The sequence below is a fragment of the Ensifer sp. ENS06 genome (genome assembly GCF_014852205.1).
GTDB lineage: Bacteria > Pseudomonadota > Alphaproteobacteria > Rhizobiales > Rhizobiaceae > Ensifer > Ensifer adhaerens.
The window spans coordinates 216,456-241,448 of the sequence record NZ_JACVBC010000003.1 but is presented as its reverse complement, the minus strand read 5'-3'; the positions used below and the strand labels follow the sequence as shown (position 1 = coordinate 241,448).

Here is a 24,993-nt window from a genome sequence, read left to right as displayed (position 1 = left end):
GGGCTCAGAGCGAAAGATGCAGTTTGCCCGTTTCGCTCTCCGCCGGCACGGCGCAACAGATCAGCGCTTCGCCTTCGCCGACCGGGAAGGAGGGCTGCGAGGGGTAGGTCACCCTGCCCTCCAGCACTGGCGTCCGACAGGTGCCGCAACTGCCGTTGCGGCAGCCGTATTCCGGGTTCAGGCCACGCGCCTCCGCCAGATCAAGCAGCGTGCCTTCGCCCGGCTGCCAGCGCGCCTCCTTGCTCGACTTGGCAAAGACGACGTGAACCGGGGCGTTCGCCGCCGGTACCATCACCGGGGCAGAACCGCCGTCCGGCCTCCGGGTCAGCGACGACAGCCCGAAGGCCTCCGCATGGATGCGGGCATCGGCGATGTTGAGCGCCCGCAAGCCGTCATAGAGCGACTGGGTGAAGGCGGCCGGGCCGCAGAGATAGAAATCGTAGTCGTCGAAGGGCAGGGTGGCCTTGAGATGGATGAGATCGATGCGACCGGCAATGTCATAGTCCCGGCTTTCGATGGCCGTTGCCGGCTGGCTCAGCGCCCGCACCAGACGAATATTGCCCTCGCCTTCCGCGACCAGGTCGGCGATCTCCCGATCGAAGGCGCGCTCTTCCGGCGAGCGGGCGGCCTGAAAGACCCAGGTCGGGCGCGTGCGCCGCTTGCGGCGGCTCTCGGCGACGATATGCTTGAGCATGGCAAGGATCGGCGTGATGCCGACGCCGGCGCCGATCAGCACGGCGGGCCGCCGCTCGGTTCCATCGATCGTGAAGCTGCCGGCAGGCGCCCGCGCCTCGATCCGGTCTCCAGGCATCAGCCCGTGCAAGTGCCGGGAAGCCACGCCGTCCTTCTTGACGCTGATGCGGTAGAGACCATCCGTCGGCGCCGAGGACAGCGTATAGCTCCTGACGATCGGTCTTTCGCCGTCTCCGACGTTGATGCGGATCGGCAGGTGCTGGCCGGCCTGATGGGCCATGAGCCCGACGCCATCGTCCGGCGCGAGGTAGAGCGAGCGGATCGTCGTGCTCTCGTCCTCAACGCGGGCAATCCGGAACGGGCGCCACGCATCGGCAAGGGCCGCGGCCTCAAGCCGGACCTTCGCCTGATCCCAGTCGCCGGTGGAATTGAGACTGGGAGACCAGCCGCCCTCCTCGAAGGCCCAGCGAAGCGGCAGGCCGTCCTCGCGATAAATGACCTTCTCCGGCCGGAAGCGCCACAGGCGTTCGGCGCCCTGAAATGCCGCGACCTCCGGAGAAGACAGGATCACCTCGGCGCTGCCGGTCATCTGCAGCATGTCGCCGGTCGCAAAATCGACGAACAGCAGTCCTGCGCGCGGGTTGACCATGAAATTGCCGAGCGTGTTGAAGAACAGGTTTCCGGAGAAGTCCGGAATCGTCAGCACGCCGTCCTCGCCGGTCTGTACGAAACCCGCCTTGCCGCCGCGATGCGAGACGTCGACCTGGCGCTCGCCGCTGTCGCGATCGACGTAGGACGCGACGAAGAAGGTGTCGGCCTTGGCGATGATGGCCCGGGCGCGGGCGTCGAGCACGCGACCATGCACCGGGCGCACCGAGGCCGGCTGGTGCGGGTCGCGAACGAAGGCGAACTGACGAAGCTGGATATATTGCGGGCAGTTGCCGAAGCTCTGCCGGACGCGGAGCGTGAAGCCGTCGTCGGCATCGCGCAGGATCGCGCCGTTCAACCGGTTCCTGCGCCGGGTTTCGAGCTGGATGCCGAGCATGCCGATGGAGTGCGCGTCCTCCATGCCGGCATCGGCCGGATCATCCCTGTCACGCGGCAACCGTATATCGAGGTTCCAGGCGTCCGGCGCCTGCATGAAGCCGGGGGCTGCCGCGCGCATCGTCGCCCAGACATCGCCGCTCGCGTCGACGGCCCCGAACATGGCGAAGGGCAGCATCGGGAAGAATTGCTGGTGCTGCTCCGGCATGAAGCTGCGCACGAAATTGCGCCCGGTCGCATCCATGCGCTCGGCGACGCCGAGGCTGCGCTGGATGGCGAGTTCGCCTTCGTGCCACGGCGAATCCGGCTTTTTCTGCTGTGCGTTGTCCGGCATGGTCGGGTGTCCCGGTTGGAAGGGGGCCGGGGCAGCGTTGCCGCCCCGGGGAGCTTGGATCAGGCGGCGAGGCCGACGGCGGTCTTCTCAAAGCCGACGAAGCCGGGCAGGTGCTCGATGCGCGAAAGCCAGGCACGAACATGGGCGTAGTCGGAAAGGTCGACATTGCCTTCCGGTGCTGCCGACACGTAGCTGTAGAGGGCGACGTCGGCGATGGTCGGCCTTGCGCCCACGAGGAAGTCGTGGCCGGCAAGCTCCGCATCGATCTGTGCAAGCACCCGGTGGGCCCTGGAGATCGCCCCTTCTGCATCCAGATTGGCGCCGAAGACCGTGACGAGACGCGCGGCTGCCGGACCGAAGGCGATGTCGCCGGCGGCAACCGAGAGCCATTTCTGCACCTTCGCCGCCGCGGCCGGATCTTCCGGCAGCCAGTCGATGCGGCCGAGCTTCTTGGCGAGGTAGACAAGGATGGCGTTGCTGTCGGCGATGACCGTGCCTTCGTCGTCGAGCACCGGAACCTGACCGAAGGGATTGAGCGCCAGGAATTCCGGCGCCTTGTGTGCGCGCGCCTTGAGGTCGACGTCGATCAGCTCGTGCGGCACGCCGAGCAGCGACAGGAAAAGCTGCGCCCTGTGCGAGTGGCCGGAGAGCGGATGGCGGTAGAGTTTCATGGGAGATGTCCTCGAAGAGCTTGAGAACCGTCACGGCCCTCCGGCGGTTCGGAATGAACCGCCTTCGAGATCAATCTATGACTTTCCAATTTTCGGCAGTAGAATGCGATTTCGATAGTCTGATTTCCGAATTATGGAAGGATAAAAGTGGACCGTCTCGACGCCATGGGGGTTCTGATCGCCGTCATCGAAAACGGCAGCCTGTCGGCCGCCTCCCGGCACCTCAAGGTGCCGCTGGCCACGATCAGCCGGAAGGTTTCCGAGCTTGAAACGCATCTGGGCGCGCAACTCATCACCAGGACCAACCGCAGGATCCAGCTGACCGAGGCCGGCCGCGTCTATGTCGGGGCTGCCAAGGAGATCCTTGCCCGCGTCGAAGAGGCGGAACGGGTGGCAGCCGGCGAATACAGCACGATCAAGGGCGATCTGACGGTCTCTGCGCCCATCGTCTTCGGACGCCTGCATGTGCTTCCCGTCGTGGTCGATTTCCTCAAGGCCCATCCCGAGGTCGATATGCGGCTCGCCTTGGGCGACCGGTTCGCCAATCTCGTCGACGATCACATCGACGTGGCGCTGAGGATCGGCAACCTGCCCGACAGCAATCTCGTGGCGACGAAGATCGGCACGGTGCGCCGGGTGGTCTATGCAAGCCCCGATTATGTCGCGCGGCATGGCGTGCTCCGGCACCCGAGCGAACTTGCCGATCACGATTGCATCACCTTCGAAAACGTTACGGCCGCCCATGTCTGGCGTTTCCTCGACGGCGGGCGCGAGCTGGCCGCGCCGATCCGGTCGCGGCTTATCGTCAATACGGCGGAATCCGCCGTCGACGCGGCGATATCCGGTCTTGGATTGACGCGGGTGCTTTCCTATCAGGTGGCGCGCCAAGTGGCGGACGGCCTGCTCGTACCGCTGCTGGAAGACTTTGAGCACCCGGCGCTGCCGGTCCAGCTCGTCTATCTTCCGCAGGGGCTGGTGCCGATGAAGCTCCGGGCCTTCGTCGACTTCGCCGCCCCGCGGCTGCGCGCGGTCCTGCGATAGTGGGCGGCGGCTAGTCCGGCTGGCTGCGTTCGCCGGTCGTCGGGCGGATGTGTCGGGCGTAGGTTCGGCCGACGCGGATCTCGCTGCCGTCGGAGAGAAGGGCGATGAGCGCGGCGAAGGGGGCCTGCTTCAGCCCCACGATACAGTCCCGGCGCACGATCGAGCTGCGATGCAGCCTGAGGAATTCTGCGGGATCGAGGCGACGCTCGAGCGAGGCGAGGCTTTCGTGGTGCAGATAGGACCGGCCCTCGACGTGAATGCGGACATAGTCGCGTTCCGCCTGAAAGCGCACGACCCGGTCGAGCGCGATCCGCACGAATTCTCCCCGGGCCTTGATCCAAAGGTCGCCGGTCTGGGTTTCGTGCTTGCGCAGCGCCTGGCGCAGCGCCGTCACGGTTTCGTTGAGTTCGAGCACCCGCTCGGCGCTCGTGCGTGCGGCGATTGCGAGGCGGGCTCGCTCGATCGCGGTGCGCAGGCGGCTGGATTCGATCGGCTTGGTGACATAGTCGACCGCGGCGGCTTCGAAGGCGCGCAGCGCATAGTGGTCGAAGGCGGTCACGAAAACGACTGCGGGTGCGTGGTCGCCCAGCCGTTCCAGGACATCGAAGCCGGTGCCGCCCGGCATCTGGATGTCGAGCAGGATCGCGTCCGGCGAAAGCTCGGCAACCATGGAGCAGGCCTGCTGCACGTTGCCGGCCGTTCCCACCACCTCGACCGCGGGCATGGCGCCGAGCAGGCGCAGCAGGCGCCGCCGCGCCAGCGGCTCGTCGTCGATGACGAGGATTGAAAGCGGAACAGTCTGGATTTCATTCATGCAAGCCTCAGCGGCATTGTGATTGCAGCTCTGAAACGACCGGGCGTGACGAGACCCGAAACGCAGGCGCCGACGCCGGGAAAACGGGCCTGGACGCGATCGGCTACATTCTTGAGGCCGATCCCCGTGCCCGGTCTCCGCTCGGTTTCGGGAGTTGCCGCAATGTCGTTTTCGACGGAGATTTCCAGCGCATGGCCCACTTTGGCGGCGCTGATGACGATTTCCACCTGATCCGGCGAGCGGCTGACCCCGTGCTTGACGGCATTTTCGATCAGCGGCTGCAGGATGAGGCTTGGCACCAAGGCCTCCTCGAGACCGGTGTCGATGTCCATTCGGAGCCTCATGCGGTCGCAATAGCGCTCGCCCTCGATATGCAGGTAACCGGCCTGGAGCGCGAGTTCGTCGGCAAGCCGCACGTCGTGCAGCGGGTCAAGCTCCAGCGTCGTGCGCAGAAAGTTGGACAGCGACATCACCATGCGCGTCGCGGCAAGGGGCTGCCCCTCCTCGATCAGGCCGGTGATGGAGTTCAGTGTGTTAAACAGGAAATGCGGGTTGACCTGGTAGCGCAGCGCCCGCATCTGTGCGGCGAGTGCCTCCTCGCGCGTGATCGCCAGGCGTCGCTCGCGCTCGCGCAGTTCGAAGCTGTAGAGCAATGCCACGAAGAAGAAGGACCAGCCGACGAAGGTCGCCATGCTGTAGACCAGCGTGTAGCCGATGCTGGTCCAGTCCGGCGTGATCGGGTCGGGACGCACGATGAAAAGATAGAGAAGAAAGTCGACGCCGGTATTGGCGATCGCAGCCATCAGAGCGGTCGTAAAGCCGACGACGATCTTCAGCGCGATGTGTTGATGGCGGACGCCGAACATCGCAGCGGCGATGCCATAGGAAAAGACCATGCCGCAGGACATCAACAGGAGCTTGCCTGGCGCGGACATGATCGGGTCGATCCCGAGGATCGCCCAAAGAATGCTGCTGATGAGGAATTCCACGAACCAGTAGAGAAAACCGAGCCAGAGCGTCGCGCGCCGCACGCTGGCGATGTAAGCGCTCTCGTCCACCGATCTTGCGTCGTCCTCAGGTTTCATGGCCATTTTTATCCTTCAACCGGCCGCCGATGTCGATTGCCGTTCGTCGGCCAAATCGAGCGGTTTGCAGAAAGGCCCGGACTTTCGACCTTTGCCGGCCGTCGTTGGCCGGAGAGCGGCGATCAGACCAGCCGCAGCGGCATGGTGATCGCTGCCCGAAACCGGTGCGGTGCCACGAGGCCGGATATGAAGGCTCCGACCTCGGGGAACCGGGCCTTGATGCGGTCGGCGACATTCCTCAGTCCGGTGCCGGTCCCGGCAGGTTTATTCGCCGGGCGGGGCGGCTCGTTCGCCATGTCGTTTTCGACGGAAAGCTCCAGCGTCTCGCCTTGCCTTGCCGCCCGGATCACGATCTCGACCACGCCGATCGAACCGCCGACGCCGTGCTTGATCGCATTTTCGATCAATGGCTGAAGGATGAGGCTCGGGACCAGCGCCTGCTCCAGGCCCGGTGCAATGTCGAGCTTGACCCGCATGCGGTCGGAGAAGCGTTCGCCCTCGATGTTGAGATAGCCGAGCTGCAAGGCCAGCTCGTCGGCAAGGCAAACGTCCTGCATCGGATCCAGCTCGAGTGTCGTGCGCAGGAAGGAGGAGAGCGAGAGCACCATACGGCGGGCGGTCGTCGATGCGCCCTCTTCGATCAGCCCGGCAATCGAGTTCAAGGTGTTGAACAGGAAGTGCGGATTGACCTGGTAGCGCAGCGCCCGCATCTGCGCCGTCAGCGCTTCCTCCCGTGTCACGGCAAGCCGGCGTTCCCGCTCGCGCAGTTCGTAATTGGCGAGAAGGGCGATGTAGAGAAACGCCCATCCGTGAAACAGCGCCATGCAATAGATGAGGGTGTAGCCGACATTGGTCCATTTGATTGGGCCCGGATCGCCATGCTCGATCAGGCCGTGACTGAGGAGATCGACGCTGGCATTGATCGCTGCGGCGACGAGCGCCAGGGCGGAGCCGAGCAGAAGCTTGAAGAGGATGGACCTGCCCCGGAAGCGAAAGAGTGCCACTGCCATCGCATAGGACATGAGTGTCCCGCTCAGCATCAGGATCAGGGTGATCGGCGCGATCGCAATCGGGTCATATCCAAGGAAAGCCCTGAGCGTACTGCTGATGACGAACTGCATGAACTGGTAGAGGAGCCCGAGGAAGAGCGTCGCCCGCCGAACGCTTGCGGCATATCCAGCCTCGTCAGGCAAAACCGTCTCATGTCCTCGCGCCATGCGAGGTTTTATCCTTCAAGTCCATATGGTTGTCGACCGCCGTTCGTCGCCGAAAACAAGCCGTTTGCAGAAAGCCACAGCCCTTCGACGCCGCAATCTGCCGTTTGCAGAAAGCCGAATTCTCGCTTTTTGCGGGCTTGCTATAGCCGCCCCACGACCCGTGCTTTCCCGGCGAATCCGTTCGCCTGGGATTTGTACGCCCACGAATGAAAAGGAAAAGGGGCAGACATTGAATACCTGTGCGAAGGCGGACGTTTTGAGGATCAACCTTCTGAGTTCGACGGCGCTCGGTCGCGCCGGCCTGCTCTCGCTGGCTCTGGCCGCCGTGCCACTCGTGCCGTCGCCCGCAAAGGCGGCCGGATTGTTGGTTCCAAACGACACAACGTGGTCCAGCGACCATACGATCAACGGCAATCTCGTTATCCGCGGCGGGCCGGGTGGCGCGACACTGACGATCAACAATGGTGCCAAGGTTGAGAGTACCGATGGTTACATCGCAGACAGTCGCGGCAGCGTCGGCACGGTCGTCGTCTCCGGGCCGGGCTCGACCTGGGACATCGTCGATGCCAATCCCAACGGCGACCGCATGCTCTTTGTTGGCGGCTTCGAAGGCGGTATCTATGGCGGCAAGGGCACGCTGATCGTCGAGAACGGCGGCAAGGTTTCGGCTAAGGAGACCTATGTCGGCGCCCTGCAGGAGGGCGACGGAACGCTCGTGGTGCGCGGCGCGGGTTCCATGCTAAACACCGAGTTCCTGGGGGTCGCTTACGGTGCACTGACGCTCAACACCGCTACAGTTCGGATCGAGGACGGCGGCCTCGTCAACACCAACAAGACCTACTTCGAAAATGGCACGGTGCTCGTCACCGGCGACAATACGCGCTGGGTCAACACCGGTGAATTCACGATCGGCGACAGCTTTACCGTCGAAAAGGGCGCTGTCGTTTCCACCAACACCGCGATCCTGCGTGAGGACGAGAGCACCGACACCATCCAGGCCGTTATCGACGGCGCCGGCAGCGAACTCAAGGTGGCCGACAAGCTGACGATCGGCGAGGCTGGTCGCGCCAATCTTTCGGTCGCCAACGGCGCCAAGCTTTCGGTTGGTGGCGACATCGTGCTTTCGGGCGTCGGCGGTATCAACAATGAGGGCATGGGCAATCTGACGATCGGCGGTGCCGTCGATCTGAACAATATCGCCGAACCCGTTGCACGGCAGGCGCAGGGCGCCGGCACGGTCAACTCGTCCTCGAAGATCGATTTCGGGCCGCGCCGGGGCTACGTCAACTTCAACCATACGAACACCGGCTACGAGTTCGGCAATGTCATGGTCGGCAAGGGCATGATCTCGAATTTCTCCGGCGAGACCATCCTTACCGGTGACCTGTCGAAGTTCTATGGCAAGGTGAACGTTTCCGGCGGCAAGCTGGTGGTGAAGGGCAACGTCGACACGATCGACAATGACCCGGATAACGGCCCCTTGGACTATAGTGAGACCAACTTCGAGGTCACCAACGGCTCGCTGATCGTCGACGGTGCGACGGGACGCATCGAGGGCGACCGTTTCTATACCGGTGAAGTGAACGTCTGGGGTGAATCGAGGAGCAGTTCGGCCTTCGGCCGGCTTGGCGGCTCGGGCACGGTGGGCAACACCTATATCGACAAGAAGGCGATCATTTCACCCGGCAACAATTCCACTGGCACGCTGACGATCATGGGTCGGCTGGATATGGCGACCGGTTCGATCTACGAGGCCGACATCGCCGGTGACGGCCGCTCCGACCGCATCGTTGTCAAGAGCATCGGCACCAACGACAACACCGGTATCGCGAAGATCGGCAGCGGCACCAATGTGCAGGTGACGGCGCTCGATGCCAACACCAGCTACAAGACCGGCCAGACCTATACGATCCTGACCGCCGACCGGGCAATCGAAGGAAAGTTCGCCGAGGCGATCTCCAAGTCCGCCTTCCTCGAAGTGTCGCTCGACCAGCAGGAAAAGCAGGTCGATCTCAAGATCAAGGTCAAGAACGGCGGCACGAAGCCGGGAGAAGAACCCAAGCCGGGCGAAGAGCCCAAGCCCGGCGAGCCGAAGCCGGGTGAGCCCGAACCCGGTGTCTTTGAAGGTGAGGCGAACACCGGCAACCAGCGACAGACGGCGCTTGCCCTCAACACGCTCGCCCAGAGCGGTCCCTCGCTCGGGCTCTACAACGCCCTGATCCTTCAGGATGGAGATGCAGCACGCCGCGCCTTCGACCTGTTGTCCGGCGAGGTCCACGCTTCGGCGCAGACGGCGCTGATCAACGACAGCAGTCTCTTGCGCAACGCCGCCAACAACCGCATTCGCGATGCATTTGGCGACGTGGGTGCCGCGAACGTTCCGGTTCTCGCCTATGGTCCCGAGGACAAGATCACGACGGGTGCTGTTGCCGCCGTCAACGCTGTACCCGTCGCGCCGCCGGCAATGGTCGGCTGGGGACAGGTGTTCGGGTCCTGGACCAACACCGACGGCAACGGCAACGCCGGTGCGCTCGATCAGTCGACCGGCGGTTTCGTTACCGGTTTCGATGCGGCTATCTCGGACAATGCGCTCGTCGGTATCATGGCCGGCTACAGCCGGACCAACTTCGACGTCGACAGCCGCTCGGCGAGCGGCAACAGCGACAATTACCACCTTGGTGTCTATAGCGGCAGCCGGTGGGGCGACGTCGCACTGCGCTCGGGCCTTGCCTATACCTGGCATTCGATCAACACGTCGCGCAATGTCGCCTTCCCGGGCTTCAGCGATCAGTTGAAGGCCGATTATGACGCAGGCACCTTCCAGGCCTTCGGTGAAGTCGGCTACCGCATCGACCTGCCGAGTGTCGCGCTCGAGCCGTTCGCCAACCTCGCCTATGTCAGCCTGCACACCGACGGCTTCACCGAGCGCGGTGGTGCGGCGGCCCTTTCGAGCCGGAGCAACACGACGGATACGACCTTCACGACGCTCGGTCTTCGCGCTTCGGCTCCGCTCAGCCTCGGCACCACGGAAGCGAAGCTGCGCGGCATGCTCGGCTGGCAGCATGCCTTCGGCGATACGACCCCGTTCTCGGCGATGGCGTTCGGCACGGGCAGCGCCTTCTCGGTCGCCGGAACGCCGATCGCCGAGGATGCGGCGATCATCGAAGCCGGCATCGACTTCGCGCTGACCGGCACTGCGAGCCTCGGCATCACCTATACCGGCCAGTTCGGTTCGGGCACGACGCAGAACGCGGTCGACGCCAAGCTCGACGTGCGCTTCTGATGCGAAGGTTCGTCTGGCTCTCGACAATGCTGATGGCGACGTTCGTCGCCATCACGCCGCTTCATGGGGAAGACGCCGCCGGCAAGCCCGCGGCGCCCTCCCAGCTTTCGGAGACCTACGAGGACTGGAGCGTCGCCTGCGCCGAGATCGAGGGAAAGAAACATTGCCTCCTCTCGCAGCGCCAGTTCCACAAGAGCGGTCAGCATGTGCTGACGATCGAGCTTCGCACGGCGGCCGAAGCCGGGCTTGAGGGGAGCCTCGCGCTCCCCTTCGGTCTTTATCTGGATAAGGGCGTGACGCTTGGCGTCGACGACGCGACCGGCGGCAAGCCGACCCGCTTCCGCACCTGCTTGCCGCTCGGCTGCATCGTGCCTTTGACCTTCACCGAAGCGACGGTTGCGCTGCTTCGTAGCGGCACGGCATTGAAGATCGGCGCGTTCGCCAGCGACAGCCAAAAGGACGTGGCGTTCGCTGTCTCGCTCAAGGGCTTCGCTGCAGCACTCGACCGGGTGATCGCCCTGTCCGGAAAGAGCTGAGGCAACGTCACGGCCTTCGCTTCACCGCCAGGCTTTTGGCCGGTTTTTTTAAGATGCGTAGCCTCCCGGGGCGGGCCCGGTCGTGCGAAAGAGCGCGGCCGGGTCTTCTCCATGGGGGGAACCGAGTGTCGCCATCCGGACGCGCCACCGTTGGTGGGCGCTTTCGGCCTATCGGGAGGACACGTCGATCGCATCGCCGATGGCGTAGAAATGCCCGCCCGCCACATAGTGCAGGCTGCGCAAGGCCGGATCGGCCGTCTCGAACATCCAATGCCCGTCGCGAAACACGCGATCGTCGGCCCAGGCCGCGAAGACTTCGCCGATGAACAGGTCGTAGCGGCTCTCGATCGACGGCTCGCTGATCAGCCGGCAGGCGAGCCAGGCGGAGCAGCCGGTAACAAGCGGAAGATCATAGTCCGGCATGTCGAACAGTTTGACGCCGGCGTTGCGAAGTTTGTCGGGATCGTCGTGAAGGCTCGTGGTGCCCACCGCATGGGTCAGCAGCGCCTGGGCGGCGGTCGGCACCTGGATGACGAACACGCCCGCTTCCTCCGCGAGGCTGCGGGTACGGGTGGCGCTGTCGAGCACGACCGTCAGCTTGGGCGGATCGTAATCGAGCGCGCAGGCCCAGGCTGCCGCCATCACATCCTGAACGCCGCCATGGCGGGCGGAAACCAGGACTGTCGGGCCATGGTTCAGCAGCCGGTATGCCTTGTCGAGAGGAACGGCACGAATATGCGAAACCATCAGACTACCTCACCGCCATTGGCGGACATTGACCGATCATGCCTCTTCTATAGGGGCGCTGCATTTCGCCAACAAGCGCAAGCTTTCGCGGTGCCGGAGGGGCGGTACGGCAGCGGCTGCAAGGCACTTGAAAGGGATGGGGGCCGACGAAACATAAGCGTTTGACAAACGCATACCCGATTGGCTATATATCATCTCATAGCCAATCGGGTATGAGACATGACTGAGTTGCAGGACGCGGTTTTTCGGGCGCTCGCCGATCCCACACGCCGTGGGCTCTTCGAACACCTTTGCCGCCAGGGGGATACCACGGTCGTCGGCTTGTTGGCCGATGCCGGGGTTTCGCAGCCGGTCGTGTCCAAGCATCTCAAGATCCTGAAGGCTGCAGGGCTCGTGCACGACCGGCATGAGGGCCGCTACACCTATTACAGCGCCCGGCGCGAAGCGCTCGCGACGCTGGTTGACTGGACGACGGAGATGGCCGGCTTCTGGCAGGACCGCTTCGACGATCTCGATGATCTCCTGAAGAGAATGGACCAATGATCGAAACAACGGAAACCACCCGCTCTGTCGTCGTCGAACGCGACTTTCCCTATCCGCCGGAGAAGATCTGGCGCGCGCTGACGCAGCCGCATCTGATTGCCGAATGGCTGATGCGCAACGATTTCATTCCCGAAGTCGGCCGTCGCTTTACCCTTTCCGCCGATTGGGGCCAGGTCGATTGCGAGGTTCAGACGATCGAGGCGAACCGCTCGCTCGCCTATCGCTGGGACACCAAGGACTTGACCAGTGTCGTCACCTGGACGCTCGCGCCCGCCAGGGGCGGCACGAGCCTGCGCATGGAACAGCGCGGCTTCAGAGCCGACCAAAAGGCCTATTTCCAGGGCGCGACGGTCGGATGGCCACGCTTCTTCACCCACCTGGAAGACGTCGTCGCGAAACTCGACTGATCGCAGCCATTGACGACCGTTGCTCAAACCCAAGGTGCCAGAATGACCGCCCTGATCCGGAAAATCCATCGCTGGACGTCGCTGCTCTTCTCCCTGGCCGTTGCCGCCATCTTTGCCGGCATGCCAGTAATGACGCTCCCCGAATGGGTCTACTACCTGCCCCTGCCGCCGTTGGCGGTGCTGCTGCCGACCGGCATTTACCTTTTCGTGCTGCCCTATCTGGGCAAGCCCGAGGGCAGGATGCAGGCGGCGGAGTAGGGAATAGCGCCAGCCCGGCTCAATCCGCGGACAGAGCCGGGCTGGCAAAGCGCTTGCGATATTCGGCCGGCGTGACGCCGACATGTCGCATGAAGGCGCGCCGGAGCGTATCGGCATCGGCAAAGCCGCAGCGGGCGGCGACCTGCTTGGGGGCGTCCTGCCCCTGCTCGAGCAGGCGCCTGGCCGCCGCGACACGTGCTTCTACGATCGGCCCAACATCGGGCATAAGCGACCAGCGAAACAGATAGGGCGCAAAATCGCTGCTGATTGTCATACTGCGGATCCGCTGATTGCGCGCGGTGGCACCACGGCCACGGCGCGAACTGACGAGCGCTTCCCTCAGGCCTGCTCCACGAGGCAGTCGATCAATGCTCGGGTCGCAGCCGGTAGGTTTCTGTGCGGCGGATAAATGAGGGAGAAGGGGCGCGACCGGCCACCGAATTCCGGCAGAAGCTCGACCAGGCTGCCGCGCGCCAGGCGGTCGCGCGCGATGAAATCATAGGTTTGGCAGATCCCGAGGCCTGCCTCCGTCAACGAGACGGTGCCGAGCACGTCGTCCTCCACCTGGATCGGGCCATGGGGTATCCAGTCGAGGTCGGCTCCGGCGACGCGCAACAGCCATGGGGCCGGACGCCCGCTGCTCGGCATGATGAAGGGCAGGCAGGTATGTGCTGCGAGCTCGTCGACAGAACGCGGCATGCCACGCCGCGCGACGTAATCGGGCGAGGCGACCAGCCTCAACGGCGCGTCTTCGAGCCTTCTGCCGATCATGCCGCTGTCGGGGAGCTGGCCGAGGCGTATGGCAAGGTCGTAGCCCTCGGCGACCAGATCGACATTGCGGTTGGCAATCGACAGCTCGACGGTGACGGATGGATGCCTCGTCGCGAAGCGGGTCAGCTTTTCCGGCAGCTGGAAATGGCCATAGGTCGTGGGCGCACTGAGCCGAACGCGTCCGGCAACAACGCCGTCGCCTTGAATGGCGCGTTCGGCCTGATCGATTGTCTCGAAGGCTGCCCGCACCTGATCGAGGTAGACCCGCCCGGCGTCGGTGAGGCTGATGCGCCGTGTCGTCCGCCGCACCAGCTGCGTGCCGAGTTTCGTCTCGAGCCTGGTGATGGCGCGGCTCAGCACGGAAGGCGTCGTGGCCAGCGCGACGGCTCCTGCGGTCATAGACCCCTTGTCCATGACGGTGATGAAAGCCTCGACATCGGCGAGGTGATCGAAGCGACGCATTTTTGCCTCTGAAGACCAGATCATTTCCTGCGCGGCGCATTTATCGCCGCAGATGGGAGCAATAAATAAGCAGCATCAATTGAGAGCCGCAATGTCAGGCTCGCTTCAACCAGGAGAAAATGATGCCAGAGACGACATCCGTTCCGAAAAAGCCTGTGCTCTTTGTGCTCACCAGCCATGGCACCAAGGGGGAGGGCGGCCAACCCACCGGCTTCTATCTTGGAGAGGTCACCCACCCGCTTGCCGCGCTCGAAGCGGCCGGCATTGCCGTCGAGTTTGCTTCGATCAAGGGCGGCGAGCCGCCGGTCGACGGGCTCGACCTCAATGACGGGACCAATGCCCGCTACTGGAACGACGAAGGGTTCCGTGCCGCAATCCGCACGACGGTTCGGCTCGATGATATCGATCCCGACCGCTATGCGGCCATTTTCTTCGCCGGCGGTCATGGCGCCATGTGGGACCTGCCACAAAGCCGCGCCGTCGACCGGGTGACGCGTTCGGTGTTCGAGGCCGGCGGTGCTGTCGCGGCGGTCTGCCACGGACCGGCAGCCCTCGTAAACGTCAAGCTCTCCGACGGCCGCTATCTGGTTGCTGGCCGCAACGTCAGCGCCTTCACCGATTCCGAAGAGCGCGCCGTCGGCCTCGACAAGACGGTCCCGTTCCTGCTCGCAAGCACGCTTGTCGAGCGCGGTGCGACGCACCATCCGGCCGCGGACTGGACATCGAAGGTGGTTGTCGATGGCAGGCTGATCACCGGCCAGAACCCGCAGTCGGCGACTGGGGTCGGCGAGGCGCTTCGCGATATCCTGAGTGCCTGATCCCGCGTAGCCGGGCACTTGGAAAGGTTCGGCAAGTCTGTCCCGATCGTGCTGCCGGCGATGCGTCGCCGACAGCGTGAGGCGAACCGGACAGGTGGGGCGCTCGACTGCCATTGCGTTGGCCATGGCGGGAAACCGGAAAAACCGCCATGTTCACCATCCCTGTCGCGTCCGGTTGACACGGCCCGCACACCATTGGGTAAGCCGTGTCGGGCCGGAAAGTTCCGTCGCAGCGGAGGCTTCAGCCGCGCCGCGCCGCCTCGATCGCAGCGACGTCGATCTTGCCCATGGTCATCATCGCCTCGAAGGCGCGCTTTGCTTCGGGGCCGCCGGCCGCCAGGGCATCGGTCAGGACCCTTGGCGTGATCTGCCAGGAAATGCCCCACTTGTCCTTGCACCAGCCGCAGGCACTCTCCTGTCCGCCATTGCCGACAATGGCGTTCCAGTAGCGGTCGGTCTCCTCCTGGTCGTCGGTGGCGATCTGGAACGAAAAGGCCTCGTTGTGCTTGAACATCGGCCCGCCGTTGAGGCCGAGGCAGGGAATTCCGGCGACCGTAAACTCCACCGTCAGCACGTCTCCCGCCTTGCCGGACGGAAAGTCGCCGGGCGCGCGATGCACGGCGCTGACCCGGCTATCGGGAAAGATCTCGGCGTAGAAGCGAGCGGCCGTCTCGGCCTCCTTGTCGTACCAGAGGCAGATCGTGTTCTTGGCCATGACGCGTCCTTTCGTTTTGAAGCCGGAGGGGCCGTTTCCTTCGCCACCTGCTCTGCGAGATAGGTCGGTGCCTCCGTTTCTCCACCCTGAAATCTTCCCGCACTTGCCTTTGCCCGGCGGAACGCGCGTCGAAGGCATGTGCGCCGGGTCGTCGCATCCGGCGCTTTCCCGTTGGAAATTCAACCGCTGATACCTAATTGTGCAGCCTCGATACGCGCGCGAGGCTTCTCTTCGCGCGCTCCTAGGGGATGCGGATGATACAACTGAATGGAACTGTTGCGGTGGTAACAGGTGCTGGTCGCGGCCTCGGAGCGGCCCTGGCCTACGCATTGGCCGAAGCGGGCTGCGATCTCGTGTTGTGCGGGCGCAGCCAGAGCGCGCTCACGGACGTGGCCGAACCGATTGTCCGTGCTTTCGGGCGACGGGTACAAACCGTTGCGCTCGATCTTGCGGATGCGAAAAGCGTGGCTGCGGCAGTCGAGGGCATCAAGGCCGAGAACGGACGCATCGATATCCTCGTGAACAACGGCGCCATGTGGCTCGAGGACAGTGACGAGGATCATCCTGACGACGCGGTGCTCGGCGTCGTCAACGCGGCGGTTACCGGGACCTTCCTGTTCACCCAGGGGCTGCTGCCTTTGCTCGCTCACTCGCCCCGGCCGGATATCGTCACGATCGGCTCGATCAGCGGCCTGCCCAACGCAGCGCTCCAGACCGTGTCCGTGCCCTTCTATGCGGCCAAGCGGGCGCAGGCCGCCCTGGCCGATGGCCTGCGCCAGAAGCTTGCCGGTACGCCCACCCGCCGTACATTGAGGACATCTCGCCGCTTGATGGCGCATGGGAGGCGGCCGGCAGTCGACGGAAGGGCGAGGCGGCGACGAACCGGGACATCGCCGAGGCAGTGCTGTTCGCGCTGACGCGGCCGCGGCATGTAACCTTGTCGATCACCGTCGATGCCGACGAAGGCGGCCTCTATCCGTCTCCGGCTCGCTCCGCCTAGCGGCGGGGCCCTGTCAGAGACCGATCCGATACATTGCCGAACGCCCCAATGGCGTTCGGCGAAAATCAGGCATCGTTCGCCGAGATCCTTCAATCTCGATCGTCCACATATGCAGACGATAAGTCCAATTTAGGCCGACTACAGAGGCGCCGTCCACGTCGATATATCCATGACATCAACAATGGAGAAACGACATCATGCACAGTGTCTCTGAACCGATCTTCACCTCAGGCTTTCCACTCGGAAGTTCCGCCGGCCTGGTCACCGCCTTGGAATGGCTCGGCCAGCCCTATCGCCTCACCCGCGTCGACATGCTCGGGGAAATGCGCACCGACGCCTATGAGCGCTTCAACGGTCGGGTCGAAACGCCCGCTCTCGTGACCGACAAGGGCGACGTGCTGACCGAGACCATGGCGATCGCCTTATGGCTGGAGGGGCGCGATCAGGAGCGTCGCATCAGCTTCGCCCCGGGCACTTTCGAGGCGGACCGCATGCACCAGTTCATCGCCTTCCTCAACACCGGCTTCACCGGCGCGTTCTTCTCGATGTGGGTGGCGCTGGAATCCGAAGACGCCACGGAGGAATACCGCGAAACCTTGCGCGCCTTCGGCCGCGAATTCGTCGCCAAGCGTCACAAGCAGCTCGAAGCGATGATGGGCGACAGCGATTACCTCATCGGCGACCGGCCGACGCTTGCCGATGCGGTCTTTGCCGGCGTGGCCCGCTGGGTCGATTTCCATGAGGCCATCGATCCGAAGGACTATGCGCGCAACTATCCGCGCATCCACGCGCTGCGCCAGCGCATCGAGGCCGATCCGGCCTTCCGCTTCGCAGTGGCGATCGAGGATGGCGAGCCTGTTACCGGCAGCGGTGCGATGAAGGGCCTCGTCCCGCTCGAGGATGTGTTGCGGATGACGGGCGCACTCCGCGCGTGATTTAAGAAAGTGAGGTGGCGCACCGGCAGGCGGTGCGCCACCTCAAACAGTTGGAGCGGCCAGCCGCCGCCGACATCACACCTCGAATACGTCGACGAACGATTCCGGGAAGCTTTGCCGGGCAACCTTCTCGTTGATGACGAGCAATGCTTCGTAGGACACGGGATCGAAATCCTTGTCGACCGGCAGCACCTCGCGTCCGAACAGGAGGTTCAGCCGGGCGGCATCGAGATTGCCGCGCTCGAATGGTTCCGCGCCGAAATGATGCCAGAGGGCGTGGAGGAAGGCCGCATCGATGCGGTGCGCCCCGGAGCCGGGCCGGGCATGGCGGGGCAACGCCTTGATCGGCGTTGCTCCCTTGGGGTTGGCCCGACGGATGACGAACTGGATGCCCGTGCCCGGCATGGCGTAGGGAAAACCCCGGTGTTTCGTCATATCAGCCAGCTTGGCCATTCTATTCTCCTTAGGCGGTCTGCTTCTCGACGATCTTGTCCTCAGTCTTCGTATCGAAGTCGGAAGCGTCGTGACGCTCATGCAATTGTTCGGACGGGTTGCCGCTCAAGCGGTTGACCATGCGGCCACGCTTGACGGCCGGCCGGGCGGCGATCTCGGCCGTCCAGCGCTGGACGTGCTCGTAGCTCTGAACCTCGAGGAAAGTACCGGCATCGCCATATACCTGCCCGAGCGCCAGATTGCCATACCAGGGCCAGGTGGCCATGTCGGCAATGGTGTATTCCGAGCCGGCGAGGAAGCGGTTCTCCGCGAGATGGCGATCGAGCACGTCGAGCTGGCGCTTCACCTCCATCGCGTAGCGGTCGATGGCGTATTTGATCTTCATCGGCGCGTAGGCATAGAAATGGCCGAAGCCGCCGCCGAGGAACGGTGCCGAGCCCATCTGCCAGAACAGCCAGTTCAAGGTCTCGGTGCGGGCGCGAAGCTCGCTCGGCAGGAAGGCGCCGAATTTCTCGGCGAGATAGGTGAGGATCGAGGCCGATTCGAACACGCGCACCGGCGCGCCGCCGCCCTTGGGCGCATGGTCCATCAGCGCCGGGATCTTGGAGTTCGGGTTGACGTCGACGAAGCCGGAGCCGAACTGGTCTCCGTCTCCGATGCGGATTGGCCAGGCATCGTATTCGGCGTCCTTATGGCCCGCCGCCAGCAGCTCTTCGAGCATGATCGTGACTTTCACGCCGTTCGGCGTCGCCAGCGAGTAGAGCTGCAACGGATGCTTGCCGACGGGCAGATCCTGATCGCGCGTCGGGCCGGCGGTCGGACGGTTAATGCTGGCAAACGCGCCGCCATTGCCCTTGTCCCAGGTCCAGACCTTGGGAACGTCATAGCCGGCGGGGAAATTGTCAGCGGGGGATTTTTCGGTCATCAAATCTGTCCTTGTCTTGGCGGAAACCTCGAACGTCGTGTTCGCTTATATAGGAAGTTTATCAAGCCACCACATCGACTTGGCTGCGAGGACGACCATGCTCAAAGGCCAGATGCTGGAGAATTTTTTTATCGAAGTTGGATGAGACCGGCATCCGTCGGCACGAAACCGCACCGATCGAGGTAAAAATCGCGACGCTCAGGATCGAAGTCCACATGCAGCCATTCGCAGCCCGAGGTCTTGGCCTGCGTTACGGCCTCTTCGACGAGCAGCGCGGCGTAACCCTTACGCCTCAACGGTAGCGTCACCATCGTATCGAGCAGGAAAGCATGCACGCCACCGTCCCAGGCGACATTGACGAAGCCTGTCAGTGCGCCCGAGATCCGCATGGTGACCCAGCCGAGGCTGAAGCGGTTGACCTGGCTCCACCAGTCGTCATCGGTCAAGGCGTGCTCGAAGCATTCGGCGTGCAGGGTATTCAGTTCCTTGTTTTGAAATGCGCCGCGCCAGGCGAACGCGGGTACTTCAGTCGGATTCTCTGCCGTCACGGTTCAACCTCAGAGTTTGCCGGGATCGATTTTGACCACAAGGGCTCGGCTGCCAGCAAGCGCGGCCGAGTTCTTGAAAAAATCATGGGCCTCCCTTGATACCGGAAAACCGAGCTCCTATCTGCCGCCTAACCCGCTGGTCCGGGCCCCTCTGGCGAGAGCTTCGGCACTCTTGCGATGTCGGACCTTATTCCGACAACATGTGCCGATTGGGGACCCGTCTGTGGACTTTTCCTTCATGTCTGTAGTGTGGCTGGGAACGCCACTGTGGCTGTGGGCGAGCTTTTTCGCCCTCGTGATCGCTATCCTGTCGTTCGACCTTGGCATTCTCCATAAGGAGAACAAGGAGATCAACGTTGCCGAAAGCGTCAAGCTTTCCGCCTTCTATATTGCCCTCGGCCTGAGCTTCGGCGGCTTCGTCTGGTGGTATCTCGGTGCCGAGTCCGGCCTTGCCTATATGACCGGCTTCGTCGTCGAAAAGACCCTGGCGCTCGACAACGTCTTCGTCATCGCCCTCATCTTCTCCTTCTTCGCCGTCCCGCGCATCTACCAGCACCGCGTGCTCTTCTGGGGTATCCTTGGCGTTATCGTGCTGCGCGCGATCATGATCGGCGTCGGCGCGACGCTCGTCGCCGAATTCTCCTGGGTTCTCTATATTTTCGCTGCGTTCCTGGTCTTTACCGGCATCAAGATGCTGGTGATGAAGGAGGCCGAGCCCAACGTTTCGGACAACGCGCTCGTGCGCTTCATGCGCAGCCGTTTCAACGTCACCGAGGAACATCACGGCGAGCGCTTCTTCGTGAAGCTCGTCAACCCGAAGACCGGCAAGATGACCTGGTTCATCACGCCCCTTTTCATGGCGCTCGTCATGGTCGAGGTGGCCGACGTGATCTTCGCCGTCGACTCGGTTCCCGCGATCTTCGCGATCACCACGGACCCGTTCATCGTCTACACCTCGAACATCTTCGCTATCCTCGGCCTGCGCGCCCTCTACTTCGCGCTCGCTGCCATGATCCATCGCTTCCGCTACCTGAAGCCGGCGCTGGCCGTCGTCCTGATCTTCATCGGTTCGAAGATCTTCGTCGCCGATCTCCTGGGGCTAGAGAAGTTCCCCGCGGCCCTGTCGCTCGGTGTCACCTTCGCGATCATCGCTTCGGGTGTTGTCTGGAGCCTGGTCAAGACCAAGGAAGAGCAACTGCCGGCATAACGCCCGGGCTCATCCGACCGTGACGAGAAACGCGGCGGCCTTCGAAAGGGGGCCGCCGCGATCTTTTTGGCCTTGCCGAACGTGGGGTTGACCCTCGCCCGGACGACCCGTCGGGTCGAGCCGTCCGGGCGAGGCATCACCCGATGATCGCCTTCGGTTCGAGGAAGGCGTCGAGGCCGAAGGGACCGAATTCGCGGCCGATGCCGGATTGCTTGAACCCGCCGAAGGGCGCTTGAGCGTCGGCCGGGGTTTCGTTGATCACCACGCGCCCCGCCTCCAATTGTCGGGCGATGCTGCGCATACGTTCGGCGTCGGTGCCAAGAACGTAGGACTGCAATCCGTATTCCGTGTCGTTGGCAATCGCGATCGCCTCCGCTTCCGTTTCGTAGGAAAGAACGCTGAGCACGGGGCCGAAGACTTCCTCGCGCGCAATCCGCATATCGTTGGTCACACCGGAAAACACGGTCGGGCGGACGAACCATCCCCGTTGCAGCCCTTCCGGCCGGCCTTCGCCGCCGACAAGAAGCGTCGCACCCTCTTCCTGCCCCAGGCGGATATAGGCCTGGACACGCTCCCACTGCCGGGCGCTCACCATAGGGCCGATGTCGGAGGCCGGATCGCTCGAAGGTCCGGGCCGCAGCGCGGAAACGGCTTGCGCAAGGCGCGATATCACCTCCGTATGTCTTCGCTTCGGAACAAGAAGCCGGGTTCCGGCGATGCAGGCCTGCCCGCTGTTGCGGAAGGCCGATGCCAGAACATGCGGGATCGCCCGGTCGAGGTCCGCGTCATCGAGCAGGATCTGCGGCCCTTTTCCGCCAAGTTCGAGCGTCACGCGCTTGAAGCTTTCCGCTGCATTGCGCAGGATCTCCCGACCGGTCGTGGTGGAGCCAGTGAAGGTGATCTTGGCGATGTCGGGATGCCGGCTGAGTTCCGCGCCGACCACGTGGCCGTAGCCGTTGACGACATTGAGGACGCCATCGGGCAGTCGCGCTTCGTGCAAGACTTCGAGCAGCACCTGGGTCTGGATGGCGCTCATCTCCGACGGCTTGATCACGATGGTCGTGCCGGCCGCGATCGCCGTGGCGAGTTTGGTGCAGATGAAGCCGATGTTGCTGTTCCAGGGTGTGATTGCCGCGGCCACGCCCACGGGTTCCATCACCACCTCCGCATTGCCGATACGACGGGTGAAGGCGTAGTCGGCCACGGTCCTTGCCGCGACGTCGAACACGTTCGCGGCGTGCGGCACGGAGAATGCGAGGAACGACTGCGGCGCGCCGTATTCGATGGTCATGGCCGCACGAAGCGCATCGGCGTTGGCGGCGACGGCCTTCGCCAGCGTTTGCAGCATGGCGATGCGTTCGGCCGGTGTCGTTTGCCGCATGGCCGGGAAGGCCCGTTTCGCGGCAGCAATGGCCGCGTGCGCATCCCGAGCGTCGCCCAGCCGGACCTCGCCGATCTTTTCCTCCGTGGCGGGATTGAAAAGCGCGAAGCGCTCGTCGCCGTGAGGCGCAACGAAAGCGCCATCGACATATATCTGCTCAATGATCTTCATCGTCCGATTTCCTGTTGCGATGAAAAGGATATGCATCGGAACGATCGTCAGGATAAGATCATCAATAACAGACACTCTGATGAGGAAAATAGCGCAATGAAGGTGAGCCTGTCCGAACTGGAGGCGGTGGCGGCAATCGCGCGGCTCGGCGGCTTTCGGGCCGCTGCCCGGGAACTCGGGGTTTCGTCCTCGTCGTTGAGCCATGCGGTCCTGGCGCTGGAGGCGCGCCTCAATGTGCGCCTGTTCAACCGCACGACGCGATCGGTGGCGCTGACGACGGCAGGCGAGGCTTTCGTTGCCGAGATCCTGCCGGCTCTTGCCGCCATCGACGGCGCCGTCGAGCGGGCGACGGAGTCTCAGGCACGACCGACCGGCATGCTGCGGCTCAACACCTCCCCGGGAGCGGCGAAGATGGTGTTGCGGCCGCTACTGATCGAGTATCTGCGGCGATATCCAGAGATGGCGCTGGAGGTTGCGACCGACAATGCGCTGGTGGATATCGTAGCGCTCGGTTTCGACGCCGGGTTTCGTCTCGCCGAGGCGGTTCCTCCGGATATGGTCGCCGTTCCGGTCGTGCCTCAGTCGCGCATGATCGTCGTGGGTTCGCCGGACTATTTTCGCGAAAGAGCGGTGCCGCTGCGGCCGGGCGATCTGAGGCAGCACGCCTGCATCCGGGCGCGCATGGCAAGCGGCAGGATCTATCACTGGGAGTTTTCCCGGCGCGGGGAAAGCGTCGAAATCGATGTGCCGGGACCGCTCATCCTCGACGACAGCGAACTCATGCTTCAGGCGGCTCTCGGCGGGGTGGGACTGGCCTATCTCTCCGATCATCACGTCCGCGACGACGTCGAGGCCGGGCGTCTGGTTCCGGTGCTGGAAGAGTGGACGCCGCCCTACGATGGGCTATGTCTCTATTTTCCTGGCCGCCGGCACGTACCGGCGAAATTGCGTGCCCTGATCGATCTGGTTCGGGAACTGCGTTCCGGCGGCCCCCGCGCGCCCGCTCACACCCCGCATTCGCCAGCCTTGAAATTTTAACATGAGTATTACAGACAAGTTTATTTCTGCGTGCTAAGAGACACGGCGCTCGATTGGTCTCTTGGCCATAGATCGCCTCTCGGCAGGGGTGCGCACGCCGCGCCAAATCGAAATTATATGATCGGATCAGACACAGTGGTCGACATCGATACGCGCCATCAGGTCTATTTCGCCAACCGTACTGCCCTGGTCGCCTATGCCACGCGGATCGTCGGATCGCGGGAAACGGCCGAAGATATCGTGCAGGAGGCCTTCATTCGATTTGCGCCGGCAAACACCGGCAATCCGCCTTCTGCCGGACCGTCCGGGCTTTCGCTCGCGTATCTCTACAAGATCGTCCGCAACCTGTCCCTCGACCTCTTGAAGCGCCGCAAGATCGAAGCGCGGGAAGAGCAGAGCGAGCCGCCGTTCTGGTCGATGCCGATCGAGGTGCCGACGCCCGAGGACATCATTCTCGTCAGCGACGAAATCAGACGCATCTCCGGCATTCTCGAAGACCTTCCCGAGGAAGTGCGGGTCGCGCTCGAGATGCACCGTTTCGGCGGCTACACCCTCGAAGAGATCGCCGCCCATCTCGACATCTCCGTCGCGACGGCGCACCGCCACGTGCGCGCCGCCATGATGCGGGTCGCGACAACGCTTGCGGGTGGGGCCTCCTAGAATTTCAGGGGTCCCCGTGTGAAAAAAAATCGGGTGCTGGTCGTCTTTATGACAGAGCGAAAGTACCACGGAAGCGTCCCGCTTCCCGGTGACGCCGCTTGACGGGGTTGGGGGCTACAGAAACAAAGTGCTAGGGCGTCGAACATCCAAGCGGCAGGCAGGGCTTTGACCAAGGACAACCACATATCGGAGGCGCTGCTCGAAGAGGCCATGGACTGGTTCCTCGAGTTGAAGGCGCGCCCGAACTGTCGCGACACGCAAGCCCGGTTCCGCGCCTGGCTGGGCCAGTCGGAATTGCATGGCCAAGCCTGGCAGACGGCGTTGCGGACCTGGCAGCTGCTCGGTGAGGTGCCGCCGGTGCACGAGCATCTATGGCGTGGGGCAAGGCCGTCCGTTTTCGTCGAGCCACCGGTCCGCGAACGCCGCCGGATGGGAACGGCCGGCTTTGTCGCCGGCGTGGCGCTGGCGCTTGCTGCCTGCCTCGTCCTCTTCGTCTCCCTGCCGTCGCTTCTCGTGTGGTGGCAGGCCGATCACGTGACCGAGACGGCGCAAAACAGGACGATTACGCTTGCGGACGGGACGATCATCGAAATGGGCGGCGGCAGCGCCATCGCTACCGACATCAGCGCCGGCACCCGCCATGTCAGGCTGCTGAAGGGCGAAGCCTATTTCAACGTCGCCCGCGATCCCTCGCGTCCCTTTGTCGTCGAGGCGGGTGGCGTCGAGGTGTCCGTGCTGGGGACTGCGTTTGATGTGCAGCTGGCGAGCACGGAGACGACCGTCGAGCTGGCGCACGGCACGGTGGCCGTCTCCTATAGCGCAAACGCACACAAGCAGAATTTCGAACTGGCCCCGGGAGAAATGGCGACGGTGAGCCATGCGACCGGCGCAGTCTTGCGAAGCGCGATCGCGGCGGATGATATCGGCGCCTGGCGAAGCGGCAGGATGTTCGTCAATGATGTCACGGTCGCCGCTGCCGCCGAGCGGCTGCAGCGCTACCATTCCGCCTGGATTTCCATTCCGCAGCCGGATCTGGCAGGGCGGCGTGTAACCGGAGTCTACGATCTGAAGGATCCGGATCGGGCGCTCCAGGCGCTGGTGCAGCCTTTCGGCGGCAAGGTACGCGAGGTGACCCCCTATGGCCGCATCCTGACGCGGTTTTAATTGGAGTAAAAAAATCAGGAAAAAATCGCGCGCCGGTGAAAAAAAATCCGGGGCCGGTCGTCTTTGGTTGGA

The 24,993-nt window shown here is 63.6% G+C and carries 26 protein-coding genes; 13 read left to right on the top strand and 13 right to left on the bottom strand.

Going from position 1 to position 24,993, the window contains the following annotated elements:
* Positions 1-4: 4 nt before the first annotated feature.
* Positions 5-2,071: a pyridoxamine 5'-phosphate oxidase family protein gene (locus tag IB279_RS14680; RefSeq protein WP_113189113.1), complete on the bottom strand. Its 2,067-nt coding sequence runs from the start codon at positions 2,069-2,071 to the stop codon at positions 5-7.
* A gap of 59 nt (positions 2,072-2,130) precedes the next feature.
* Positions 2,131-2,742 (bottom strand): glutathione S-transferase family protein, encoded by a 612-nt coding sequence (locus tag IB279_RS14675; RefSeq protein ID WP_090426137.1) that lies wholly within the window; start codon positions 2,740-2,742, stop codon positions 2,131-2,133.
* Between the two features lie 147 nt (positions 2,743-2,889).
* Between IB279_RS14675 and IB279_RS14670 the strand changes: the two genes are divergently transcribed.
* On the top strand, positions 2,890-3,783 hold the full coding sequence (locus IB279_RS14670; protein ID WP_090426140.1) for a LysR family transcriptional regulator: 894 nt from the start codon (positions 2,890-2,892) through the stop codon (positions 3,781-3,783).
* Between the two features lie 10 nt (positions 3,784-3,793).
* On the opposite strand, the gene IB279_RS14665 is transcribed toward IB279_RS14670, so the two are convergent.
* The 3 genes from IB279_RS14665 to IB279_RS14655 all read right to left on the bottom strand — a co-directional run bounded on the left by IB279_RS14665 (position 3,794) and on the right by IB279_RS14655 (position 6,899).
* On the bottom strand, positions 3,794-4,597 hold the full coding sequence (locus tag IB279_RS14665) for a LytTR family DNA-binding domain-containing protein (RefSeq protein ID WP_034787682.1): 804 nt from the start codon (positions 4,595-4,597) through the stop codon (positions 3,794-3,796).
* On the bottom strand, positions 4,594-5,682 hold the full coding sequence (locus IB279_RS14660) for a sensor histidine kinase (RefSeq protein ID WP_060517863.1): 1,089 nt from the start codon (positions 5,680-5,682) through the stop codon (positions 4,594-4,596). The genes IB279_RS14665 and IB279_RS14660 overlap by 4 nt, the downstream gene beginning before the upstream one ends.
* 122 nt (positions 5,683-5,804) lie before the next feature.
* Positions 5,805-6,899 (bottom strand): sensor histidine kinase, encoded by a 1,095-nt coding sequence (locus tag IB279_RS14655; protein WP_210338644.1) that lies wholly within the window; start codon positions 6,897-6,899, stop codon positions 5,805-5,807.
* Positions 6,900-7,128: 229 nt separating this feature from the next.
* Between IB279_RS14655 and IB279_RS14650 the strand changes: the two genes are divergently transcribed.
* Entirely contained in the window at positions 7,129-10,182 is a 3,054-nt protein-coding gene (locus IB279_RS14650) for an autotransporter domain-containing protein (RefSeq protein ID WP_192339321.1), read from the top strand.
* Positions 10,182-10,718, top strand: a complete 537-nt coding sequence (locus tag IB279_RS14645) for an invasion associated locus B family protein (RefSeq protein ID WP_034787678.1) — start codon at positions 10,182-10,184, stop codon at positions 10,716-10,718. Before IB279_RS14650 ends, IB279_RS14645 begins: the two co-directional genes overlap by 1 nt.
* A 168-nt stretch (positions 10,719-10,886) precedes the next feature.
* On the opposite strand, the gene IB279_RS14640 is transcribed toward IB279_RS14645, so the two are convergent.
* The gene (locus tag IB279_RS14640; protein WP_192339320.1) at positions 10,887-11,465 is read right to left on the bottom strand and encodes a flavin reductase family protein; all 579 of its coding nucleotides are present in this window, start codon (positions 11,463-11,465) and stop codon (positions 10,887-10,889) included.
* 219 nt (positions 11,466-11,684) lie between these two features.
* Here IB279_RS14640 and IB279_RS14635 point away from each other — a divergent pair, with 219 nt between their 5' ends.
* Genes IB279_RS14635 through IB279_RS14625 form a run of 3 tightly spaced genes read left to right on the top strand, consistent with a single transcriptional unit; the run spans position 11,685 to position 12,673 of the window.
* Positions 11,685-12,008: a helix-turn-helix transcriptional regulator gene (locus tag IB279_RS14635; protein ID WP_034787670.1), complete on the top strand. Its 324-nt coding sequence runs from the start codon at positions 11,685-11,687 to the stop codon at positions 12,006-12,008.
* On the top strand, positions 12,005-12,415 hold the full coding sequence (locus IB279_RS14630; protein ID WP_113189111.1) for an SRPBCC domain-containing protein: 411 nt from the start codon (positions 12,005-12,007) through the stop codon (positions 12,413-12,415). Before IB279_RS14635 ends, IB279_RS14630 begins: the two co-directional genes overlap by 4 nt.
* Positions 12,416-12,457: 42 nt before the next feature.
* Positions 12,458-12,673, top strand: coding sequence for a hypothetical protein (locus IB279_RS14625; RefSeq protein ID WP_034787664.1), 216 nt, complete (start codon positions 12,458-12,460; stop codon positions 12,671-12,673).
* A 19-nt stretch (positions 12,674-12,692) separates the two neighbouring features.
* Here the strand turns inward: IB279_RS14625 and IB279_RS14620 are convergent, their stop codons facing one another.
* Together IB279_RS14620 and IB279_RS14615 are read right to left on the bottom strand one after the other, a co-directional pair.
* Complete coding sequence (locus tag IB279_RS14620; protein ID WP_034787662.1) at positions 12,693-12,947, bottom strand: helix-turn-helix domain-containing protein; 255 nt, start codon at positions 12,945-12,947, stop codon at positions 12,693-12,695.
* Between the two features lie 65 nt (positions 12,948-13,012).
* On the bottom strand, positions 13,013-13,906 hold the full coding sequence (locus tag IB279_RS14615; RefSeq protein WP_034787658.1) for a LysR family transcriptional regulator: 894 nt from the start codon (positions 13,904-13,906) through the stop codon (positions 13,013-13,015).
* Positions 13,907-14,028: 122 nt separating this feature from the next.
* Between IB279_RS14615 and IB279_RS14610 the strand changes: the two genes are divergently transcribed.
* Positions 14,029-14,724, top strand: a complete 696-nt coding sequence (locus tag IB279_RS14610) for a type 1 glutamine amidotransferase domain-containing protein (protein WP_113189140.1) — start codon at positions 14,029-14,031, stop codon at positions 14,722-14,724.
* Positions 14,725-14,965: 241 nt separating this feature from the next.
* Here the strand turns inward: IB279_RS14610 and IB279_RS14605 are convergent, their stop codons facing one another.
* Positions 14,966-15,439 (bottom strand): VOC family protein, encoded by a 474-nt coding sequence (locus IB279_RS14605; protein ID WP_090296625.1) that lies wholly within the window; start codon positions 15,437-15,439, stop codon positions 14,966-14,968.
* 254 nt (positions 15,440-15,693) lie between these two features.
* Here IB279_RS14605 and IB279_RS14600 point away from each other — a divergent pair, with 254 nt between their 5' ends.
* Together IB279_RS14600 and IB279_RS14595 are read left to right on the top strand one after the other, a co-directional pair.
* Positions 15,694-16,356, top strand: a complete 663-nt coding sequence (locus tag IB279_RS14600) for an SDR family NAD(P)-dependent oxidoreductase (RefSeq protein WP_246801950.1) — start codon at positions 15,694-15,696, stop codon at positions 16,354-16,356.
* Positions 16,357-16,636: 280 nt separating this feature from the next.
* On the top strand, positions 16,637-17,374 hold the full coding sequence (locus tag IB279_RS14595) for a glutathione S-transferase family protein (protein ID WP_060582312.1): 738 nt from the start codon (positions 16,637-16,639) through the stop codon (positions 17,372-17,374).
* Between the two features lie 75 nt (positions 17,375-17,449).
* Here the strand turns inward: IB279_RS14595 and IB279_RS14590 are convergent, their stop codons facing one another.
* The 3 genes from IB279_RS14590 to IB279_RS14580 all read right to left on the bottom strand — a co-directional run bounded on the left by IB279_RS14590 (position 17,450) and on the right by IB279_RS14580 (position 19,300).
* Positions 17,450-17,827, bottom strand: coding sequence for a hypothetical protein (locus tag IB279_RS14590; RefSeq protein ID WP_034787648.1), 378 nt, complete (start codon positions 17,825-17,827; stop codon positions 17,450-17,452).
* A 10-nt stretch (positions 17,828-17,837) separates the two neighbouring features.
* A complete protein-coding gene (gene yghU / locus IB279_RS14585; protein WP_089042952.1) occupies positions 17,838-18,752 on the bottom strand; it encodes a glutathione-dependent disulfide-bond oxidoreductase in 915 nt (304 codons plus the stop codon).
* Positions 18,753-18,880: 128 nt separating this feature from the next.
* Positions 18,881-19,300 (bottom strand): GNAT family N-acetyltransferase, encoded by a 420-nt coding sequence (locus IB279_RS14580; RefSeq protein WP_090296628.1) that lies wholly within the window; start codon positions 19,298-19,300, stop codon positions 18,881-18,883.
* 238 nt (positions 19,301-19,538) lie between these two features.
* On the opposite strand from IB279_RS14580, the gene IB279_RS14575 reads away from it, so the two are divergent.
* The gene (locus IB279_RS14575; protein WP_210333184.1) at positions 19,539-20,507 is read left to right on the top strand and encodes a TerC family protein; all 969 of its coding nucleotides are present in this window, start codon (positions 19,539-19,541) and stop codon (positions 20,505-20,507) included.
* Between the two features lie 136 nt (positions 20,508-20,643).
* Here IB279_RS14575 and IB279_RS14570 read toward each other — a convergent pair whose 3' ends face one another.
* On the bottom strand, positions 20,644-22,059 hold the full coding sequence (locus IB279_RS14570) for an aldehyde dehydrogenase family protein (RefSeq protein WP_090296631.1): 1,416 nt from the start codon (positions 22,057-22,059) through the stop codon (positions 20,644-20,646).
* Positions 22,060-22,155: 96 nt separating this feature from the next.
* Here IB279_RS14570 and IB279_RS14565 point away from each other — a divergent pair, with 96 nt between their 5' ends.
* The 3 genes from IB279_RS14565 to IB279_RS14555 all read left to right on the top strand — a co-directional run bounded on the left by IB279_RS14565 (position 22,156) and on the right by IB279_RS14555 (position 24,921).
* Positions 22,156-23,097, top strand: coding sequence for a LysR family transcriptional regulator (locus IB279_RS14565; protein WP_090296633.1), 942 nt, complete (start codon positions 22,156-22,158; stop codon positions 23,095-23,097).
* A 117-nt stretch (positions 23,098-23,214) separates the two neighbouring features.
* The gene (locus IB279_RS14560; RefSeq protein ID WP_034787638.1) at positions 23,215-23,757 is read left to right on the top strand and encodes an RNA polymerase sigma factor; all 543 of its coding nucleotides are present in this window, start codon (positions 23,215-23,217) and stop codon (positions 23,755-23,757) included.
* Between the two features lie 165 nt (positions 23,758-23,922).
* Positions 23,923-24,921 (top strand): FecR family protein, encoded by a 999-nt coding sequence (locus IB279_RS14555; RefSeq protein WP_090296636.1) that lies wholly within the window; start codon positions 23,923-23,925, stop codon positions 24,919-24,921.
* The last annotated feature ends 72 nt before the right edge of the window (positions 24,922-24,993 follow it).